The 22,153-nt window shown below is 39.9% G+C and carries 18 protein-coding genes; 11 read left to right on the forward strand and 7 right to left on the reverse strand.

Annotated elements, in window-relative coordinates; translation table 11 throughout:
- The first annotated feature begins 315 nt into the window (after positions 1-315).
- The 3 genes from GVK91_RS10200 to GVK91_RS10210 all read left to right on the forward strand — a co-directional run bounded on the left by GVK91_RS10200 (position 316) and on the right by GVK91_RS10210 (position 2,169).
- Positions 316-912 carry a DNA-3-methyladenine glycosylase gene (locus tag GVK91_RS10200; protein WP_159728490.1) on the forward strand — a complete coding sequence of 199 codons (597 nt, stop codon included), beginning with the start codon at positions 316-318 and terminating at the stop codon, positions 910-912.
- Positions 913-1,038: 126 nt separating this feature from the next.
- Positions 1,039-1,437 carry an STAS/SEC14 domain-containing protein gene (locus GVK91_RS10205; RefSeq protein ID WP_159728492.1) on the forward strand — a complete coding sequence of 133 codons (399 nt, stop codon included), beginning with the start codon at positions 1,039-1,041 and terminating at the stop codon, positions 1,435-1,437.
- Positions 1,438-1,581: 144 nt separating this feature from the next.
- Entirely contained in the window at positions 1,582-2,169 is a 588-nt protein-coding gene (locus tag GVK91_RS10210; protein ID WP_159728494.1) for a hypothetical protein, read from the forward strand.
- A 42-nt stretch (positions 2,170-2,211) separates the two neighbouring features.
- On the opposite strand, the gene GVK91_RS10215 is transcribed toward GVK91_RS10210, so the two are convergent.
- A complete protein-coding gene (locus tag GVK91_RS10215) occupies positions 2,212-2,670 on the reverse strand; it encodes a hypothetical protein (protein WP_159728496.1) in 459 nt (152 codons plus the stop codon).
- Positions 2,671-3,197: 527 nt separating this feature from the next.
- Between GVK91_RS10215 and GVK91_RS10220 the strand changes: the two genes are divergently transcribed.
- Together GVK91_RS10220 and GVK91_RS10225 are read left to right on the forward strand one after the other, a co-directional pair.
- The gene (locus tag GVK91_RS10220; RefSeq protein ID WP_159728498.1) at positions 3,198-5,870 is read left to right on the forward strand and encodes a DEAD/DEAH box helicase family protein; all 2,673 of its coding nucleotides are present in this window, start codon (positions 3,198-3,200) and stop codon (positions 5,868-5,870) included.
- A gap of 73 nt (positions 5,871-5,943) precedes the next feature.
- Positions 5,944-6,486: an SMI1/KNR4 family protein gene (locus GVK91_RS10225; protein ID WP_159728500.1), complete on the forward strand. Its 543-nt coding sequence runs from the start codon at positions 5,944-5,946 to the stop codon at positions 6,484-6,486.
- A gap of 11 nt (positions 6,487-6,497) precedes the next feature.
- Here GVK91_RS10225 and GVK91_RS10230 read toward each other — a convergent pair whose 3' ends face one another.
- Together GVK91_RS10230 and GVK91_RS10235 are read right to left on the reverse strand one after the other, a co-directional pair.
- Positions 6,498-7,070, reverse strand: coding sequence for a glutathione peroxidase (locus GVK91_RS10230; RefSeq protein ID WP_159728502.1), 573 nt, complete (start codon positions 7,068-7,070; stop codon positions 6,498-6,500).
- Positions 7,071-7,412: 342 nt separating this feature from the next.
- Entirely contained in the window at positions 7,413-8,702 is a 1,290-nt protein-coding gene (locus GVK91_RS10235; protein WP_159728504.1) for a glycoside hydrolase family 71/99-like protein, read from the reverse strand.
- Positions 8,703-9,189: 487 nt separating this feature from the next.
- Between GVK91_RS10235 and GVK91_RS10240 the strand changes: the two genes are divergently transcribed.
- From GVK91_RS10240 to GVK91_RS10260, 5 genes are all read left to right on the forward strand, one after another.
- Complete coding sequence (locus GVK91_RS10240; protein ID WP_159728506.1) at positions 9,190-10,011, forward strand: ATP/GTP-binding protein; 822 nt, start codon at positions 9,190-9,192, stop codon at positions 10,009-10,011.
- A 24-nt stretch (positions 10,012-10,035) separates the two neighbouring features.
- Entirely contained in the window at positions 10,036-11,778 is a 1,743-nt protein-coding gene (locus GVK91_RS10245) for an ABC transporter ATP-binding protein (protein WP_159728508.1), read from the forward strand.
- On the forward strand, positions 11,778-13,583 hold the full coding sequence (locus GVK91_RS10250; protein ID WP_159728511.1) for an ABC transporter ATP-binding protein: 1,806 nt from the start codon (positions 11,778-11,780) through the stop codon (positions 13,581-13,583). Before GVK91_RS10245 ends, GVK91_RS10250 begins: the two co-directional genes overlap by 1 nt.
- A gap of 176 nt (positions 13,584-13,759) precedes the next feature.
- Positions 13,760-14,656: an SDR family oxidoreductase gene (locus GVK91_RS10255; protein ID WP_159728513.1), complete on the forward strand. Its 897-nt coding sequence runs from the start codon at positions 13,760-13,762 to the stop codon at positions 14,654-14,656.
- 9 nt (positions 14,657-14,665) lie between these two features.
- Positions 14,666-15,589, forward strand: coding sequence for an AraC family transcriptional regulator (locus GVK91_RS10260; protein ID WP_159728515.1), 924 nt, complete (start codon positions 14,666-14,668; stop codon positions 15,587-15,589).
- 154 nt (positions 15,590-15,743) lie between these two features.
- Here GVK91_RS10260 and GVK91_RS10265 read toward each other — a convergent pair whose 3' ends face one another.
- The 3 genes from GVK91_RS10265 to GVK91_RS10275 form a co-directional block, all read right to left on the reverse strand.
- Positions 15,744-16,130 (reverse strand): YtxH domain-containing protein, encoded by a 387-nt coding sequence (locus GVK91_RS10265; protein WP_200845588.1) that lies wholly within the window; start codon positions 16,128-16,130, stop codon positions 15,744-15,746.
- A 116-nt stretch (positions 16,131-16,246) separates the two neighbouring features.
- Positions 16,247-18,454, reverse strand: a complete 2,208-nt coding sequence (locus GVK91_RS10270) for a S41 family peptidase (RefSeq protein WP_159728518.1) — start codon at positions 18,452-18,454, stop codon at positions 16,247-16,249.
- A gap of 223 nt (positions 18,455-18,677) precedes the next feature.
- Positions 18,678-20,558 carry a hypothetical protein gene (locus GVK91_RS10275; protein ID WP_159728520.1) on the reverse strand — a complete coding sequence of 627 codons (1,881 nt, stop codon included), beginning with the start codon at positions 20,556-20,558 and terminating at the stop codon, positions 18,678-18,680.
- A gap of 958 nt (positions 20,559-21,516) precedes the next feature.
- On the opposite strand from GVK91_RS10275, the gene GVK91_RS10280 reads away from it, so the two are divergent.
- Entirely contained in the window at positions 21,517-21,717 is a 201-nt protein-coding gene (locus GVK91_RS10280) for a hypothetical protein (RefSeq protein WP_159728522.1), read from the forward strand.
- Between the two features lie 10 nt (positions 21,718-21,727).
- On the opposite strand, the gene GVK91_RS10285 is transcribed toward GVK91_RS10280, so the two are convergent.
- Positions 21,728-22,153, reverse strand: a complete 426-nt coding sequence (locus GVK91_RS10285) for a DUF1330 domain-containing protein (RefSeq protein ID WP_159728524.1) — start codon at positions 22,151-22,153, stop codon at positions 21,728-21,730.

Below are 22,153 nucleotides of genomic sequence, written 5' to 3' on the forward strand. Positions count from 1 at the left end.
TCATTTGCTCAACTACTATTCGTTAGCAATAAAATGATGATTTTCCCTATATTTAATCACCGTTAAACGATGGACATAATCGTTGACAATTTGATTTATAGATGATGATGGATAAGGTTACTGTTGTTGCCAGTTATAGCATGATATTGCTTTCAAATTTGGATTGGCTAATCTTGGAGAACACATGTGATGTAACCTGCGAGAAAAAGAACTGGGAAATAGCGGTAAACAAAATTGCGCTTAGAGAAGGATTGAATACCTCTACTGATACGAGTAACATACGAATGATAAATAAGTCAATTTTTTGTATAAAAAGTGAGTAAACTGCCTAAATCTTATTATAACAATACCGATACTTTATTCCTAGCAGAAGATCTGTTAGGAAAGGTACTCTATACGCAAAAAGACGGCATGCTAACAGCGGGTAGAATTGTCGAAACTGAAGCTTACTTTGGCGTTATGGATAAAGCATCTCATGCATTTAACGGAAAGAGAACCTCCAGGACTGAGCCAATGTATCGTGAAGGTGGTGTGGCCTATGTATACCTATGTTATGGAATTCACCATCTGTTGAATATTGTTACGTCCGGTGCAGCGGATCCCCAATGCGTTTTAATAAGAAGTATTGAACCGCTCGTTGGCATTGACATGATGGCTTTACGGAGACACGTGCTGCCAGAAAAACCCTCATTTTCCAATGGACCGGGTTCTGCGGCCAAAGCTTTGGGAATTGACGCGTCATTTAATGATGCGCTATTGACCGACGACCGCATTTGGATTGAAGATCAGGGATTAAAATACAATCCCGCACAAATCGGAAAAGCAGCACGAATCGGTATTGCTTATGCTCAGGAACACGCGGCTCTACCCCTACGTTTTTTTGTAAAGGAAAGTAAATATGCCAGAAAGTGACCATTCATTCGTCAGCCCCCGCAATTGGGTTTTAATTCATGTGAATAACTGAATTTCAATTACGTTCCATATTTTTTAACTTTACGATATAGATGACATGCAAAACAATAAAACCAACAAACCATCATGATCAATCAAATAAAAAAATTTAAAGGCAATGCACTTGCGTTGGAATTAATAGGATCATTTACAGAAATTGATGCGCTTTTGATAGAACAACTTTTCGAAGAAAAATTGAATGAAGGTTATGCGCATGTCAACATATTGATTAAGGTTAAAGACATGTCTATGATGAAAGACATGAAATTAAAAGCATTTTTTGAAGGGGAATTATGGGGAATTAAACATTTCGGAAAAATCGGACGCTGTGCGGTTGTATCCCATTCTGATTTCATGAAGTCAATAGTCAATATTGAAAACAAGATGCTCCATTTATTTAACTCGGCTTTAGAAGAGCGATATTTTGATGAAAATCAGTTAGAGGAAGCATTAGAATTCATCGAGAACAACAATAAAAAAATTTGATCTGCGAATTACGCATAAATCAAATGGCTTATCCTGAAAAAATTAATATAATTTAATGATAAAAAATAGTTTTTTATTGTTTGACTTTTCGCATATTAGTCCCTGTTAAATTAACCAATTTTGAACGAGTAACAAATTATCACCATGGAAAGACCTTATGATGGTATTGCAAATATTGACCAAACGTCAAATGGATACCAAATTACCATCCCAGCAAAAAAACATATGCCTGTCATAGCATTCCTTAGTTTGTGGCTGGTCGCTTGGTTTATTGGATTAAATTTTGTTGGAGGCTCGTTCGTAAAGGACTTTTTTAATAACGGAAATAGCGGGTTAGAATTTGATCGGTTGTTTCAAGTAATCTGGTTGATTGGCTGGACTCTGGGGGGCTTACTTGTGATTAAAACATTATCGTGGTACTTAATTGGAAAAGAAATCATCGTGATAGATCGTGAGCAGATCAGCATCGCCAGAAAAAATGATATATTCTTCAGAAATAAGATATTTGATCTACGGGAAGTAAAGAATTTTCATATCGAAGAGGAGCCCTTTGAATTCGTTTTTTGGGGCCGCAGGAATGATCTGTCGTTGTTTAAAAATAGAGGGACTATTCGATTTGAATATGGTTTTAAAACAATAAAATTCGCGAATGATATGGATCAAGCTGAAGCGAATTACATCTTAGAAACATTAAGATCATCGGGGTATCTGAACTCAGCCAATTTTGATTAATTTGATTAAACAAATAGTCAGACAGACGACAATGATGCAGTTTTATTGCTTAACTTTCGGAGCAGCCTGCTGTTTTTCGATTATTTTTCTGAACAGGACAAATTCTAAGACGGTGCTGGCTAGATAAACAACAGAAAACAGGAGCAGCATTTTTAACGGGTCGAGAACTATATTGTATTTATAAACTCCAACCAAAATATAAATAATCAGTAAGACCAGACAAACAGCAGGTATTCCCGAAAATGTCAGAAACGATAATACTTTATTTCGGCGAATTTTTTCGATGTGATTTAGAAAAAATAGTAAAGAACATAAAATCACTACGAAAAGATAAATTGTTGAAAAACCTAAATTGACAACAATGTCCAGTATAACTATAATCGTCTCCAGAAATCCTGTAGCAGCCGTATTCGTCTCTGCGATAACAAGTCGGTATAGGATAAATAGCGCGACACTTATCAGTACATTAACCAACCAAAATCTGAATATAATTTTTCCCATATTACCCGTATTTTTATAATTACTGTTGTCTATTCATCGATACCACTTTCAAGTACGCTTACAAAGATATCAAGTTATTTTCCGGGAGTGATGTACGAATATAAATTCTGTCGACGCGAATAATAATTGTTCCGCTGTCCAATAAGCCTAACGGAGGATGAAACGATGCCAAATCCAGCTCGCCCAGAATTAATCAAAAAATAACCAACTGCTAAAATTAATCGCTTGAAACTAGCCCGTTTTTGGAGGATGTACTGATCAAGCACTGATCAGGCACAAGGGACTAGTGCTTTGAAAATGCTTTAAACGTACTTAAGAGGCACCTCCGTGTTGGATAAAACGGCTATTTTTTTTCCTTCGGAAAGCACACTTAAAATTTAACTTAAAAGAAATATAATCTTAATGTACCGCTTATATTAGAGGTCAATAGAAGGAACTATACAAGTCTTCTACGGCAAATCGTATTTGCAACCAAAATTGGTATATTGCACTACAATATAGTGTAAATTTTAAATTATCCGGATCTATTGACTGAATACCCTAAAGCAATTAAATTCAAATATTCGTGGCGCAAGTACCAACTACGGGTACTTGAAGAATTACAAGAGCATCTTAAAGATGGTCATTTACATGTGGTGGCACCGCCTGGTTCAGGTAAGACGGTTTTGGGGCTTGAAGTCGCTATACGCATCAATAAACCAACACTAATTCTCGCACCGACACGTGCAATCCGTAACCAATGGATACAACGGTTCAGTGAACTTTTTCTTCAAACGGACACCGTGCCGGACTGGATCTCCAGGGATATCCGGAATCCGAAATTTTTCACCGTAGTAACCTATCAGGGGCTGCATGCTGCCTGCAATGATCAGGATGCACCGGAGCTCGGGTCAAACCTTGAGCTTATCCTAAAGGGATTGAAATCGCAAAAAATTGGCACGATTGTCGTCGACGAAGCACACCATCTTAAAAATGAATGGTGGCATACATTAACCCATATAAAGAAAAAGCTGAAGCCGACGGTTGTTGGTCTAACAGCAACTCCACCTTACGATGTCACTCCAACAGAATGGCAGCGCTACATGGATCTAAATGGTCCCATAGATGCAGAAATTTCCGTCCCCGAACTTGTCATTGAGGGTGATCTATGTCCGCATCAGGATTATATCTATTTCACCAATCCTAGCCAGAAGGAAAGACAGTTTATTGCCGATTATAGGGATAGCATGCTTAAACTGTTTAAGGAAGTAAGCAGCGACAAAATCGTACTTCAGGCGGTCCAAAATCATCCTATATGGTTAAACCCGATGGATGATCTCGACTGGGTCTATAATAACCTGAAATATTACTCAGCATGCTTAATTTTTCTCCATGCCAACCAAATTCCAATTCCCGAGCTCCATATGGAGATCATCGGTGGCAAAGATTTTAAAATACCTCACCTGGATTATGAATGGCTCGAAATTCTACTTGAATTTTATCTGTACCAGGAAAAGGTACATTTCAATCCGTTTGCAGAACACCGCAACATGCTGGAAAATAGATTACAAAGGCATGGTGCCACGGAAAGAAAACGGGTGAACTTTTCCCAAAATAGCCGTGTCCGACAATATTTGACATCCAGTATCAGTAAAATGGACGCTATTACAGCGATTGTGGATTTTGAATATGAAAAATTGGGTAAAAACCTACGGTTGGTAGTCCTTTCGGATTTTATCCGAAAAGAATTCTATGTAAGCACCGACCATAATACGCTTGAATTGAACAAAATAGGTGTTATACCTATTTTCGAAAAATTGAGACGGGAAAATAAGAATAATAAGAAAATCGCTGTGCTTACAGGATCCTTGATCATTATTCCGGCTAGCACTTACGCTGCATTTCAAACCACTGCTGCTAAGTATGATATTTATGACAACGCTGCGAGCCCTGTTCCTTTTGATACAAATTACCTTTTAATAAACCAAACAGAGGGACTTAAACACGATATCGTTCACATCGTCACACAGCTATTCCAGACTGGAGAAATTGAAGTCCTACTGGGGACCAAGTCATTGTTAGGTGAAGGCTGGGACGCTCCGGCAATCAATGCCCTGATTTTAGCGAGCTTTGTCGGCTCATTTGTACTTTCCAATCAGATGCGGGGTCGGGCTATCAGAGCACAACAGGGCAATAAGGACAAAACGGCAAATATCTGGCATTTGGTATGTGCAGACTCCACTTCCGCAACGGGCGGTGATGACCTTAAATTATTAAAGCGACGGTTCAAAAGTTTTGTCGGCGTCTCGCTGCGACAAGAACCTGAAATTGAAAATGGTATAGGCCGTTTTGATCTACCCGAAAACATAAACAACGTTGGGGAAATTTTACGGAAAAATGCGGAAATGTTGCTATTTGCAGCCGACCGAGAGAACCTCAGACAGCGGTGGAATGACGCGCTTTCAAAAGGAGTGAATCTCGTCGAGGAGATCAAGATACCTTTTACGGAAGAACAAGATTACCAACGTGTAAAATCATTGTATCTCAACAAAACAATTAGAAATGTACTCGCGACAGTGGGCGCTGCCTGGCTTAGTTTTGGACTTGACAATTTACAGGGATTTTTTAGAGCATTAAAAAATATGCAAAGCCTAAAAGATTTTTATATTTACATTGCCAGCTTGGGTGCGGTCGGAATGCTGCTTTTCGGTAGAAATACCGTCAGGTCACTCGGACTATATTTGAAATACCGAGATATTTCCAAAGATCTCAACCAAGTGAGTTATGCACTCTTAAATGGCTTGCTAAAAGCTCATATCATACGGACTGATCGAAACGAAGTACGCGTAGAAACGCAAGTTGATCGCTCGGGTTCCGTTTACTGCCATTTAGAAGGGGGCACAACATACGACAAATCAATATTCATCAATGCATTACAAGAGATTATAGCGCCGATCAATAATCCGCGTTATGTGATTGTCAGGAAAAACAAATTTGCTTTTTTTGTCAAGCAGGAAGATTATCATGCTGTTCCGGAACTGTTGGCTCGCAAAAAAAAGTTCGCCGAATATTTTAGCAATCAGTGGGAAGCACACGTAGGGAATTGTGATTTAATCTTTACCCGAACAATTACTGGCAGAAAATTGATCTTAAAAGCACGGGCGAAATCATTAGCGGCACAACTGGATGAAAACGTACTGCAGGTAAGTAAGTGGCGGTAAAGAAATAAGTCAAAAAAATCAACAATAGGCAGGAAATTTTGAATCTTAATATGCGAATTTTTATAAAAATGTTATGCTAAATAATACCTTTGATCTGCAAATAGAAGGTACACCTTCTGAATTTGGGGATCAGTCAATTCTCGAGAATTTTAGATTCCCAAATGGAAAAGCTTTTCCTAAATCATACAAATCCTTTGTAAAAAACTATGGATACGGGTTAGTATTAGGTGAATTTCATATTTATATTCCGATGGGCAACTATGGAGATTCATTAACTGTTAGATCCGATGAAATTAGAAGTACCTATATTGATGATGTTAAAAATGATGATATCTGGTTTGAAATAGGTCCTGACTGCTCGCTGCCAATCGTAAAGCGATTGTTTCCCTTCGCTTCCAGCGACAATGGCTACTATCTCTTTTGGGACTATGAAATTGATGCAGCAGGCGAACTGGATATTTATATAACAGATTTTAAGGGTACAGGATTTAGAAAAGCTGGCAAATCAATCGATGAACTCATTAGTAATTTGACTGGCGGTTCTATTAAAAAATTTCTCCCATTCTGCAGCCATCCACTACCGCGGACTTTCAAATGTTTAAAGAAAGTTGAATGAGCGCTATCTAACTACTCGAGCAACGCCACAATTGCAGGATCCTCGGGATCTATTTTTGGAGGAAAATGCTTCATAAGCCTGCCATTTTCATGGATTAGATATTTCTGAAAATTCCACAAGACAGCAGAACTTTCTACGCCGTTCAAGCTTTTGTTGGTCAACCACTGATAAATAGGCGCCTGCCGCTTTCCTTTAACATCAATCTTTGCTGCCATCGGAAAAGTTACGCCGTAATTCCGTTGACAAAAAGCAGCTATTTCGGCATCCTTACCAGGTTCTTGGTCTAAAAAATCATTTGAAGGAAAACCTATAATAACCAACTTATCACTAAATCTTTTATATAAGCGTTCAAGACCCTCGTACTGAGGTGTAAACCCACATTTAGAAGCGGTGTTTACAACGAGTATCTTTTTACCTTTAAATTGCGCGAAATCGATGGACGAGCCGTCCAGCCCCTTAACTTTAAATCCATATAGCGTAGCTGATTTCAAAGCCATATCTACTTTAACGTTACCATTGGTGAATAAATAATAGGCCACACCTGCGGCGACTACCGCCACAATGAATAAAATTATAAAGAGCATTTTTTTTATTTTTTTTTGAAACATGACAATCGATATAAGCACGAAACCATCTCAGAATCGTCTTTACTTAGGTCGATGAACACCCTTGGACTTGCGACCAAGGACGATACATAAGAACCTTGCCGATCAACGTTGTACAAGGCAAAACGTATTCTGCAAAGCCTTGTAAACGATGAGTTCAGCGTTTACAATGGATTAAAGTTACTAAAGAAAGTCTGAATTGGAAATGAAAAATGCTTTTCTGATCGGATAATAAAACAATATAAAAAACCGAATCTTCATGACAAAGATTCGGCTACACTAATTAAACTATATAAACCAATTGTGTACGTTAAAGTTGACTTATTGAGGGGATGTTGGTCTATTTGGGCTTAGCCCTATCTGTCCCTTTAGCATCTTTCCACCATCCATTGTAATCCGGAGATAATAATCTGAAGAACAAACAGTCCCATCTTCATCCATAGATTTAATCCCCAGCCCAACAGGAACATCCTGTTGAGTTGCAGCTGTCTTCGCTATCTGATTGGATTCGTTGTACTCATCAAACATGGACACATAAATACTCTTGGCACCAAGCGCGGTCAAATTATAGAATTGTCGCCACATAAAATCACCATGTTTTCGTTGGCCCTCCTGCAGTGACCCCGGCAATACACAGGGCTGATAGTCTATGTTATTTAAATTGCAAAACTGTAGATCAGCATTTTGGATATGCTGCGCATAATGATCCACGTCTGCAATGGTTCCGATGCGGCCTACCATCCAAGGTGACAACATATCAAATGATTTGTAGACATCGATATAGCCTTGTCTCGAATCTCCTCCTGTTTGTGGCAACCTCCAGTGTGTTGGCGTACCGCCCATGACATAACAGCCTTGATCGCGAAACCACTGAATAACCTCCAGACAGACGGCTGCCGACCAGGGATGGTTGTTGTCATTAAAACCGAATCCCCACATACCGACCACAGGCTTGCCGTTCTGTTTGGCATAGGCAGTAGACTGGGTATATTGTTTCATCAGATTTAGCCAATCATTTTTTATCTCAGCCTGCATATTAACCCAGGCCGACACATCATACATGATATAGAATTTGATACCATGTTGCTCGGCGGCAGTTTTAACTTTAGCCGTAATCGCATTACGAATGGGACCTTCTATCCCTGTGGGATTAAATCGCTGCAATGCCGCCGTGTGGATACCGTAATCCTTCATCCATTTAAATTGGACATTGACTGTCTGATCGTCAAATGAAGAAAACAGAGATGCAGGCGAGCCATTGCCCAATGCCGGTAAATTGGTATTGTATTTTTTTTTGTATTCGCTGTTGTCAGGCCAAGAAGGAATATGGAAATTACCCTGGCTCGGGGTCTGCTGCCAAGCCTCAGTCCAGTGCCACCAATGTGTTCCCATGGGTGAATTGTCACCCGCACAGGAAAACCAGCCCTGGTATCCCACGGTAATCTGCCCAACGACATCGCCTGTCGCGGAAAGCCCATTGTTGCCATTCGCTTTTTTGGCCTCCTCTTTCGGGATAGATTCTTCAATCTTCTTTTCGCTCTTCAAACAGGACATCATCAAAGCGATCAACAAGAAGATTATACATACTTTTGTTTGCTGTTTAATACTCATAATTAAGTGATTTTTTTATAAATGGTTGAAGACTGGTTTATACATATTGGTTTATTTCAATGCTAGTCCCCATACTGCCCCGCTGTTCCGGAAGACTAAAGTTTTACTGGGGTTATTCTTGAAATCAAAGTTATTATGTACCATTAATGAACTATTAACAAGAAATTAACAGCTTCCATAAATCTGTATAAAACGAAAAATTATTTATAAATACGTTTAATGGGCGTACAGTAATTTTGCTGTATATTGAAAATAAATGCTGCACCAGTTTATTTATAAAGAAGTAATTGATCTGAGCGATCCGATGAGGTTTTCTTTCGAAAAAAGAAAACAATACGATCTAAATTCTGTATATTAAATGAACTCAATGGTCGATTTTTTTCTTGACTACAACTATTTCTTCTTTAGCGGAAGACCAAAGTTCCCTTGGGTAATCGTTATTTAATTCGAATAAATTAAACTAATATAAATCTCAATCCGATTTTCTATGAAAATTACGTTAACATTAACCCTTATCATGTTTGTACAAGTCCTATTTGGACAGAAGTCTTTAACGCCTCAATGGCAATCGGACACCACCCTAAGATCTCCAGAGTCCGTTTGGGTAGATGCCAAAAACAAAGTACTCTATGTTTCAAATACGATCGCCTTCGAACCTAATACTACAGCATTCATCAGTAAACTGGATATGGACGGAAAATTTATCAAAAGAGATTGGGTTACAGGACTCAATGCTGTTTTGGGTATAGGAATCCACAAAAACCGGCTCTATGCGGCTGAAGCATTCTCTAAATCCATTGCCGTCATCGATATAGATAAAGCAAGCATCGTCAAAAGAATTACCATCGATGGTGCTGAGCTGCTCAATGACATTACTGTTGACTCAAAGGGTATCGTCTATGTAAGTGATACGCGACTTGGAAAAATCTATCGCATTGAAAACGACTCTCCTATGCTGTATGCCGAAAACCTAAAAGGTGCAAATGGGTTGCTGGCTGTCGGCAAAGACTTGTATGTGCTATCGGATGGCGCGCTTGTTAAGATAGATCAGGATAAAAAAACTACCGTAATATCGAAAGGTATGGAAGGCGGATTGGACGGTGTCGTACAAATTAAACCCAACGAATTTGTAGTTTCTGGCTGGCAAGGACTGATCTACCATGTCAAACCTGACGGCTCCAATGCTGTATTACTTGACACACGTGACAAAAAGATAAACGCTGCCGATATCGGATACGACAAATCTTCAGGTATGCTGTATGTGCCTACCGTTAGGAGTAACAGCGTTCAGGCTTACAAACTGGACTAGATGATTTAATGGATATACAGGCAGATGAAGCTTTCCACGTTTACCCCTTATACCAAGTCATTTAGAAAGGCTTTTTTGATTATTCCTTTTTTCGTTGTGATCGATGTATTTTGCGAGATTGTACAACCCCGTCTGATGTCTATCATTGTCGACGACGGAATCTTGCATAAAGATATCAACTACATTTTGAAAATTGGACTGGCCATGATCGGATTAGCCATCGTTGCTATCGTTGCCAATTTATGCAACATCTATTACTCTGCACACGCGTCGGTGGGTTTTGCGACGAATCTCCGGACGGCCTTGTTTCGAAAAATACAATCCTTTGCTTTTGCGGATACCGATTATTTCAGTTCGGCCTCGCTTACAACACGGCTCACCAACGACACCAATATGATGCAGCAAGTCATGATGATGTGCTTGCGTATGCTTCTAAGAGCACCCCTTATGATGGTTTTTGCCATTATCTTTGCAGTTTCTATTAATAAGGATCTGTCCATCGTGATGGCCATTGCATTGCCTATATTGGCCTTAAGTATTTTTATTTTATTACGCAAAGGACTCCCCTTTTTTATCAAGATGCAGCAGGCAGTTGACCGTGTCAATAGTGTTGTGCAGGAAAATCTGCTCAATGTGCGGGTGGTAAAAGCTTTTGTACGACAGGATTTTGAGAAAAAGAAATTCGACAAAGTGAATTTCGATCTGATGGATGTTGCCACCAAAGCTTCGAGCATCGTTGTCCTTATCATGCCTGTCATGCAATTGGTGATGGGTTTGTCGCTTGTTGCCGTGACTTGGTTTGGCGGACAGAAAGTAATGACCGGAACGCTTGCGCTGGGTGGATTGATGTCATTTCTAAGTTATATCACGCAAATCCTTATTTCTTTGATGCTGCTTTCATTGACTTTCATGATGATTTCAAGGGCAATCGCTTCTGGCGATAGAATTGAAGAAGTTTTAGAGAAACAACCCTCCTTAACGGATACTGCGGAAGGCCTTCAAAATAGATACGCCATTACAACGGGACGGATCGCATTTAAGCAAGTCACTTTCCGTTACAACACACAAAGTGAAAAACCCAACCTTGACAATATTAGCTTCGAAGTAAAGCCTGCGACTACCCTAGCAATCATAGGTGGCACAGGTTCGGGAAAGAGCACTTTGGTACAATTAATTCCACGACTATATGATGTGTCTGAAGGTGCCGTTTTAGTAGATGGCATCGATGTCAGAAATTACCAACTACAGGAACTGCGCAGCCAGATTGCGATTGTGTTGCAGCAGAACCAACTTTTTTCAGGAACTATTTTAGAAAATCTCAAATGGGGAAATGAGCAGGCAACAGAAGAGGATATTTATGCCGCTGCCGGGATTGCCTGTGCAGACGATTTTATACGCTCCTTTCCCAGCGGCTATCAGACACTACTGGGACAAGGAGGCGTCAATGTTTCGGGAGGACAAAAACAACGCATATGTATTGCTAGGGCTTTATTGAAGAAACCTAAAATCTTGATTATGGACGACAGTACAAGTGCTGTGGACATCGATACCGATCGAAAAATACGTGAAGGTTTAAAAAATTATCTGCAGAACACCACACTATTGATTATCGCGCAGCGTATTTCGAGCGTCATGCATGCCGACCAAATATTGGTCATGGAAGAAGGCCGCATTGTCGGTTCTGGATCACACGATGTACTTCTGCAAACAAATACCAGCTATCAGGAAATTTATCAGTCACAACACCTGCAAAAAGAAGATGCCTAATGAGTACCTCAAACAAATCCATTCCCGTGAGTTTACCTGGCCCCGGTAGTTCAAGACGCATTAAAAATGAAAAGCCTCAACAGGGATTTAAAGCTTTATGGCGATTGATGCGCTACCTTTCTTCGCAACGGCTGATGCTCCTGCTGATTTTAATTTCACTTTTGCTGGGAACTGCGGGGACACTGGCAGGCAACTACCTTTTACGGCCTGCGATCAACAATTATGTCCTCAAAAAAGATATTGTTGGTCTAGGACATATTGCCCTGGTCATGATCGGAATTTATATCGCTACAGGAATTTTCAACATGTTGCAATACCGACTGACCATAAAAGTGGCACAGAAAACGATTTCTAACCTCCGAAATGATCTGTTCGACCGCATGCAGTACCTCCCTTTGCAATTTTACGATACCCATCAGCATGGTGATCTGATGAGTCGCTTCACCAATGACATGGATACAGTAAGCGATGCCCTGAATAATAGTATCACACAGCTTTTAATCAGCTCAATTACTTTGTTGGGGACACTCGCCCTCATGCTGTATATCAGCCCTATCCTATCGATTATTGCATTAATCATGATTCCGCTGATGTTATATCTGGCGAAACTGATCATCAACAAAAGCAAGAGTTTTTTTGCCGCCAACCAAGCTGCGCTCGGCAATGCCAATGGCTATGTGGAGGAAATGATCAGCGGACAAAAGGTAGTGAAGGTTTTTGGCCACGAAAACGCCGCCATCGAACAATTTGAGCAGCTTAATCAGGTACTGCGAGAAAAAGCAACAAAGGCCCAGTTTTATTCTGGAATGATGATGCCTTTGATGGCGAATATGAGCACCATTAATTACGCGCTGACTACCATCGCAGGTGGTATTCTAGTGATCACACGTGGATTTGATTTAGGGGGATTAACTGCATTTTTACAGTATGCACGGCAATTTGGACGGCCTGTAAACGAGATTTCCAGCCAATACAACAGCTTACAGGCAGCTCTTGCGGGCGCAGAACGTATTTTTGCTGTTATTGACACTGCTCCTGAAAGTGAAACGATAGATCCATTGCCAATGCCGGTCCCGATTCAGGGCCAAGTGACACTATCGCATGTAAATTTTGGCTATGTACCCGAAAAACAGGTTTTATTTGATATTGACATCGACGTAAAACCAGGACAAAAGATCGCTTTCGTGGGTGAGACTGGCGCCGGCAAGTCGACAATTATCAATTTGCTACCTCGCTTTTACCCTTTGCTATCCGGGGATATTCTTTTAGACAAGACATCGATTTTTAAGTTGGATCGCAATGAACTGCGTAAAAAACTGTCTATCGTATTTCAGGACACCCATTTGTTTACCGATACGGTCATGGAAAACATCCGTTATGGCAGGCTCACCGCAACGGATGATGAAGTGATAGCGGCAGCAAAGCTTGCTGCCGCAGATAGCTTTATCATGCAACTGCCACAAGGGTATAAAACCGAATTGACCAATGACGGGGCCAATCTGAGTCAGGGACAGCGGCAGTTAATTAACATCGCCCGGGCAACTGTGGCCAACACGCCAATCTTAATATTGGATGAGGCGACCAGCTCAATCGATACACGCACTGAAATTGCTATTCAGGAAGGTATTGACCGGTTAATGCAAGACAAAACAAGCTTCGTCATTGCCCATAGACTCTCGACCATAAGGAATGCCGACGTAATCTGTCTGATCGAAAAAGGGAGAATCGCCGAGTTCGGTTCGCATGCAGAACTCTTAAAGCAAAAAGGTAAATATTATCGTTTGTATATGGGACAGTTTGACTGATCATTTCGAGGTTTTAATACGATACTCCTTTCATGAAAGAAGCCTTGTTTTGAAAAATACTGCAGCTTACGAAATACAAGTTCATCGATTTTCTGAAAGATGGCTACAACATTCTGACATTTGGATACATCTGCGGGCAACTTTACACAGAACTTTGTCTCAAGAAAAAAAAGATTATGAAAGTATTTATAACTGGAGCTTCGGGCTTCATAGGTTCAGCAGTCGTTCAAGAAATGATCGATGCGGGACATCAAGTAACTGGTTTAGCACGCTCAGAAAAATCAGCAGAGATAATCGCCAATTTGGGTGCTGAGGTAATCCGTGGCGATCTTCAACACTTGGATATATTAAAACAAGCCGCTTCAAACGCCGACGCCGTCATCCATACGGGGTTTTCCCACGATCTCATGTTTGCAAATGAATATGCAAAAGCTGCCGAAATTGATATCAATGCGATCAATGCCATGGGCGAAGTGCTGCTCGGTACACAAAAACGGCTTGTCGTTACAGCTGGAACCTTGGGTCTACCACTTATCAACGGGTTCGTCACGGAGGAAAGTACACTCCTAAATTCACCAAGAGGTTCAGAACCTTCGGCAATGGCCCTGGCAGCAAAAGGTGTCCATGCTTCAGTGGTTCGCTTACCACCCTCTGTTCACGGCAGCAGTGATCTTGGCTTTATGGCAGGCTTCACATCAAGTCTAATCCAATTTGCGCGCAATCATGGTGTTTCGACCTATCCCTTAAATGGGGACAACCGTTGGCCAGCAGTTCATCGCTTAGACGCTGCAAAAGTTTTCTGCAAGGCGGCCGAGAAAGCCGAAATTGGGGCATTGTACAACGCTATTGGCGAAACTGGCATTAAAATCAGTGCAATTGCTGAACTGATCGGCACGAAATTACATTTGCCTGTTACTTCATTACGGGGTGAAGATATTGTCAAACATTTCCAATGGCTGAGCCATTTCATCACCTTCGATAGCCCGGCGACAAGTTTTGAGACACAGCAGCAATTAGATTGGTCGCCTACGCATATCGGTTTATTGGAAGATGTTCATCAGAATTATTTATAAATTTGTTATATGCCACAAAGTCGAACACAGCATATAAAAACGATCAGTGAATTTCATCAATTAAGAGGCTTACCACAGCCTGAGCATCCATTGCTGAGTATTGTGGACTATTCAAAGATGAAACGTTCTCCTTTGGATGATGCTTCGGCCTTATTGTTTGATTTTTATGTCATTTCCAATAAAAGAGGCGTCACAGGCAAAATGCGCTATGGGCAGCAGCTCTTTGATTTTGACAATGGTGTACTCGGCTTTATGTCGCCCAATCAATTGCTGAAACTGGAAGAAAATGATGCTGTTGCAAACGTAAACCGAAGCGGATGGATGTTGCTTATTCATCCGGACTTTTTATGGAATACCACATTGGCGAAAACCATTAAAGAGCATGAATTCTTCGATTATTCGGCAAATGAAGCTTTATTTCTTTCAGAAAGTGAAGAGAAAACACTAAACGATATTATTGAAAATATCCAACGGGAATATCGAGCAAATATGGACAAATTCAGCAAGAACATTATTGTATCAAACCTCGAAACATTACTGAATTATTCGGAGCGTTTTTACAACCGACAATTCCTGACGCGAGAGAAAGCCAATCATCAGGTTTTAAATCGCCTGGAAGAACTGCTGAATGCTTATTTTTCTACAGATGGTTTGATCTCAAAGGGTCTTCCATCCGTTCAATATATCGCAGATAGCTTAAATATTTCCTCTAAATATCTCAGCAGTTTGCTTAAAGTACTAACGGGGCAAAGCACCCAACAGCATATTCACGAAAAACTGATTGAAAAAGCAAAGGAGAAATTGTCAACAACGGCACTTTCTGTTAGTCAAATCGCCTATGAATTAGGCTTTGAACATTCACAGTCATTCAGCAAATTGTTTAAAACAAAAACCAAACTTTCGCCCCTGGAATTTCGAGCCGGATTTCACTAAGATACTGAAAGCTAACGAAAACCATCGGATTACCATTGGATATGGGAGAAATGATCCATCTGGGTATGGACATTATAATTTAAGAGGTGAAGATCAAAAAAGAAACAGCAGACCGCACAATGTCTATTGCCAGTTCTGCTGTTTGAATCAAAAGTTATTTTTCTTTTTGATCTTTAACTGCATCCTTAATCGCTTTTGTCTCTTCGGCAGTCTTAGCACTTATTTGATCTTTATACTTATCAAATTCATCAGAGACCTTATCAGCCACATGGCCTGCTGTCTCGCTAATTGAGGATGACACATGATCATACTCTTCTTTCACTTTATCGGCTACTTCTTCGTATTTATGTTTTGCCTGCTCTTTGAGATCCCTTGTTTTTTCCTTGATTTTCTTTCGCGTTTTTCTTCCACTATTTGGTGCCACCAATACACCTACCAATGTACCAAGTGCCGCTCCCGCCACCATTGCCAGAAGTAATCCGGTTGAATTATTTTTTCCGCCACACATCTTTAATTTCTTTAAACAATCGTAATTAAGCATATATTTCAAAATGATTATGTTGTTAAACTCTTACAAATTCTAACAATAAAAGCAAAAGATTAGTTTGTCATATTTTAAATAATGCGTTAATGATTCGATGTTGCGGGCCAAGATAATTATGGCTTTAAGATAGCATCAATGCCAGCTTGAAGCAACTCATCCTGCTTTTCCCGAATACCATAAATACTGGGATATACAATTCTATCAGGCACAATACCGACCCCTTGTGTTTCAGTTTTATCAGGATAATAAACTCCTAACCCCGAAAAAAATGTTGAATAACCCAATGGTAATGGCACACTGCTTACATTACCATCTGCTCCAGCGGTTTGAGAGCCAACAACTAGAGATCCCGGTATGGTGCGAAATGCCATCACCTGAAATTCGGAGGCACTTTGAGTAGTCTCATTTACCAACATGACGATTTTGCCTTTGAAGGCATTGGGATTTTGTGCTCCAACTTTATCCGAACTTCTGTATAGAAAACGCCCTGGACGCAAGCCAAAGTTCATCGACAAAATTACAAACTCCTGTTGCGACGGAAAAACCATATCACTTAATTCATAATGTACGCTCGCGGAAGGGTAATTCCGATAATCCAGAATAAGCCCTTTCTGATTCTGAAGACTATCTTTTAACCGTTTAGTATCTGAATCCCTAAAAGTACCAATATCGACAACCACAATACCACCTTTCATTTTACGAATGGCAGGTTTGGCCTCCTCTGAAAAGTTTTTTATAATATTAATCTTACGAGTGGGTACATAAATTGCGAATTCCTTATCCTCCCGACTAGCTTTTAGAAGCATTAAAGAATCTTCTGTTCGCAACATCCACCTTGGAAGATCCCTTTTACGTGCGCTTTCATTAGAAGCCGCAACGTACTGCCTCAATGAGTCACATATACTAGAAATGGGCTTGCCCGAGATCTCCTGAATGACATCCCCAATCTGCAATTCTTGCCCGGCCTTAAATTGATCATCTCCTAGCTGCGTAACCACCAACTGATCTTGGTTAAAACACGTTTTAAAGGCTACGCCACGGCTTCCAAACACACCCCTATAATAAAAATCCGAAAGCGAGGCAAAAGCATGTGTATCATTAATTTTAGAAAAAAGTTGAAGATAAGCAGCGTCCAATGATGCTTTGGAAGTTGCCCTTACAAATACTGGAATAAAATCTGACAAGACTTTATCCCATGGTTGTGCCATAAGTTTTTGATTGGGGTTAAAATAGTGAATTGCATTCCAATACCGAAACAATCCCAACAGCCTAAAACCTACATCGGAGAGAGGAACTGTTTTGTAGTTGTATTCATCAAACACAGGGTTTCCTACTCCTTTAAGATAACTTATGTATCGGTTTGGAACTACCGGCATAACATGACACAAACTTTTTAGGGTATCCTTCAGCTTGTCGGAATAAGGCAATTTGTCGATCCATTGATCATCCGCCTCCGTTGCAATTTCCGCTTCGGTATCTGCTGGCTGCGCTGTTTTAGAGTGGAAAGAACCGAAATGTCCAATCCAGGCCGCAAGCATCCGCTCCGAAGTATGATGATCCGGACTCGCTAACAGGGTTGGAAGAAATTTAAAAAGCTCGGTATCCATATCCCATTTACCTGAGGTAACAGCCGGATGGAAATACTTCAATAGCCCCCAGATCTGGGCTACATGTGCCAGTTTTTCGATATTGACAGGTGTAAGGGGGAATTCGTTCAACTGTGAATTAAAGTTGTACAAGGTGTCAGCCTTGTTTACACTGGGATATTTCAAGGCCCGTGTATAATCCTTGCCATCTATTTTAAGGGTTAAATCAGCAAACCAAGCAGTCCCCTTTCCGATAAGATAGGTTGCGATGGCGATACTGTGCGTTTCCTTCGGTTTCAACTTGAGTCTAACGCCGAAAGTCTGCCAGTCATGTGTTCCATTTAGTTTTGTAGCCTCCATATTCTCGATATCCACTTTGGGTTTTAACTGAAGAAACAATCCAGCAAATCCATCCTCAGCTATGTTTTCTGTCTTAATTTTCCCTTCAAAAATAATTTCTTTTCCTTCTAGATTTTCAGGGATATTCAACATCATGACGCCTGAATAGCCATTGCCATCAGGCATGCTGCTAATTCTTAGCTGTTTTTTGTCGGCGTACGTACTATGCTTTTCCATAGTGAACGTATATCCCTTTGATTCTGCTAAGAACCAATTTACAGGAAGTCCATTGTCAATACGTTGTTGGTCAACATTATAAGATTGGACTTGCTCTCCTTGAGCAAAAAGCACATATCTTACAAAAAGTAATAGGAAAAGTAACGTTATTTTCTTCATAACAAGGGTTTATTAGCAACAACAATATATACAATATATTATTAACCAATTGTTAAATAACATTAATTTCTAACTACACACAATTTAACTACAACATCGATCTACATAAATACACTTTTAATAAATTCATTACTATACGGTCAACACATTTCAATAATTAAATGGGGTAATTTGAGCGCGAACAGAACACTGCTCCTCTTATTGTAAGCTCGCAATGTCTTGATTAGTCTAAATTTACGTCTATTTTGACACCAAGATTCTTGCAGCTTGCCTTTAAAACATGATCTACCCAAATGCATAACATAGGCTGTTTTCCTGGTTTGTTTTGATCCCAGTCTTCTTTCCAGACAATGTCGATCGTTTTCCCATGATAGTCTAAGTTTCCGAGGTAAAAATAATCCATTTTGCCCGCAGGTATCAGCGGCTGAAGCTGAAAGCTGTTGTGATGGGTCGCCTTAAAGCCAATGAGATCTGCTATGATCATGTCAGGATAGGTTGAATGAAAATAATCATTCTGTCCACCAAATTGCTCGCCATCACTTGGTATATACCATTCACCGATATTTGGGTGGGTATAACCGTGAAGTCGGGTAAGCTTCATAATTTGTTCGTACAGGGTCTCTTTGTCCTGCGCAGTGATTTGATTTTTATAATTTCTTAAATAGTTGCTGTATGCCTTATAGACGACCGAGTTTTGAAAAGGCCATCCTCTACCGTTCCAGGCATAAGCCTGCTCATTGTAATAGGGATGTTGTCTTTCGGCCGTGGTCATTCCTTTATGGTTATTGAAACCTTTTTCAGAAGTAAACATCGTCCAGGCTGCCTCATACTTTTTACTATCCGCAGGCGGTATCATATTGAAATACCAAGGGGTATAACCAACGGATTCCCGCACCCGCGCTTCGTAATCCCGAACGCCATAGGCGTTGTCACCAGCTGTTAAGGTATTAAAAAATCCATCATCTGAATTCCAAAGCGTCTGGAGAAATTTTCGGCGTATTTCCTGGCTTCTGACCTTATAGTAATCTGCTTTCGCCTTATTCGTAATCGAAGGATGTTGTTGCTGTTCCAGTCTATAAAGATTGTACAATGCGTTGTTATTTCCAAAGGAATAACTTCCAACGGATGGGCGCACCAAATAAAAATCAGGATAACCTTTGGTAAAGGCTAATGGAAAGTTCTTCGCTGCAGTCGTATTTGCTACCTTGCCTGTCGTCCCCCAACCTAAATAAAGGTCTCTCAAGGTACTATCGGTATAAATAGCATAAGGTCCTTTACTTTCAATTAAGCCAAGTACCGCCGAAAGGCTGAACTCCATCCCATCGTACAGATCCAGAATTTTGTACATGCCGTCGGTCTTCGCATTTGGATTTTTTACAGTGAATAGGCTATCCAAAAGATGCTGATGGGTCTCCATTGCGGGAAGCATCTTTTGCGTCCAGGCCTGATCGGGATGAATTTTTAAAAATGATTCAATACCATCGACCATCCAGCTGGAAAAATGAACACTTTCGGGCCGGCTCAAATGGGTTAAAAAATTACCATTTTCGCGTTGATTTATTTTGGAAGCTGATCCAAGCATAAAATATTCGGCATAAGATCGAAGGTATTTTGGATCACGAAGCCAACGTACATCGTAAAACTGATGCGCTGTTGGGCAGGTAATCGCTCCACTCAGGGATCCCCAGGCGGGATACCCGAAAAATTCTGTTATAACCCAATATTTCTTTGAATCATGTGGATCGTAATAATCCCGAAGATGCTTGCTGATCATCCACCAACGATAATTATACACGCGACTTAGGGTATCGTTGGAACTCTCAAAATACGGAATGTTATTGACCAAGAATTCTTTGTTGTTGGATTCGTCAAAAGCACCGTCCGATTTTGGCCGGTGCTCGTAAGCATTGAACTCCTTTATATTGTCTGTTAGGTTATTTTTTGCCACTTCTTTTAAACGATCAAGTTCACGGCGATATATCCACTCCTGCTTACCCGAAAATCCTCGATTACTCGAACAGGAAAAAAGAACACCTAGAACCAAAAAGGCTGTGCTGCTTAAAACAATAGATTTTAGAAAAACGGAGCGATGTTGTCTTTTCATGTGGTTATATGGAATAGAACGAATTTATAATTGATCTGCTATAACTTAAAAAATTAGCATTAACGTCCATCCGAAGGAATCAACAGGAGATTGATCGGCTTTCATCGCAGTAATTTTCTACAGGGCAATTCTTGATGAAGTTAAACACAAGATCTAATCCAAAGCTATAACAAACAAAGGCCTAATCAACAGAATTTTTATGACAATTCAGCATGGTGGAACAAATCGGCGTAAAATTGATACAATGTATCATATTGTACCAATTTGAGCTCATACTTTATCTTTCAAACTAGGTAGCAATATGCTTTATTGCGACCTGAAGTTCATTGTTTTTGGTCATACTCAGATCTATTAATTTGACAATGGTAAGATTTTTCCTGGATAAATTTTTCGATATTCCAGGCTTGATCCTAAAATATTATGAAAGAGGATGATATTTTTTTTGCAAAAAACCAAATATTCCCATTTTCACATAAAAAAGTATCTTTTTCATATTCTTTCTACTGCTATTCTAAGTTACATTTGTCTCATAAGTAAACTTGACTCAAGAGAAGTAATTGCTGAAATGAATGGAGATGCCTATCTCATCATTTTAAATTTCTGAATTGATTCGATAAGAATACTGTAAAAAGAATCCTACAATACTACACTGAAAAACATTTTGTGGAACGATGCTGTCGTTCCACATTTTTAATCTATTAAACTGGTCTTCACCTAAGCTTCTACCGCTACCGCTACCGCTTTAGCTTTATAAAATAGACAATATGCATTTTGACACCTGTAATCGCTTTGGCTTCATGGTCCTGTCAATGATAGCATCTACTTCCGAGCGACACCTCGCGGAATAAATAATCTTTTTTACGTGTTTTAACAAAAAAATCCTTGTGGATAAACATGCAAATAGACAATTTAATTATATTTATAGGTGTGTAACCTATTCTAATAACCAAAATAAATTATGAAAAAAATATATTTTTTGTTTACCATTCTCATCGGATTGCTGAGTTGTAACTCAACGGTAGAGTCCAGTATCCCGGATGATGCCAAGAAGGTTGATATCTTCGCTAAAGCATTTATTGAAAAAATTATTAATGGCCAAATTGATAGTGCAATCGCTAATCTAGATCCATCTGTAGCGACTAGCGATGCTTTTTTATGATAAGTATCGTTTAAAACGGGACATTTTCCAAGGGTAAAAGTCTTGAATCCGAGATAGCTGCAATCCGATGCCCTATAATCTTCATATAAGCTGGATTTTGTTCAAATGAAAAAAAATCGGACACACTTTTCTGTTTAATCAGCATACAGATATCCCACTGTTCCTGATCGGGCCCTATCAGAAACCGGTCACCATGCCCAACAAAAAGTAGCTCACCGCCGCTTTCTTCCACAAAAGGTTTGGCTAGCTCTATATAATTCATGAAAGCATCGTATCCAGAAATTTCTTTGATTGGCGCGATCTCCGTAAAATTAGTATAGTCCGCGATTTTCCTCAACTGAATTAAATTGAGATTTACAATGGGGCCTTGGATATTTTTCAATGCCAGATTCCTTCCGGCTTCATAACCGGGATACAAATACGTCTTTCTTTTCAT

The sequence above is a fragment of the Sphingobacterium sp. 18053 genome (assembly GCF_902706145.1).
In the GTDB taxonomy this organism is placed as follows: domain Bacteria; phylum Bacteroidota; class Bacteroidia; order Sphingobacteriales; family Sphingobacteriaceae; genus Sphingobacterium; species Sphingobacterium paramultivorum.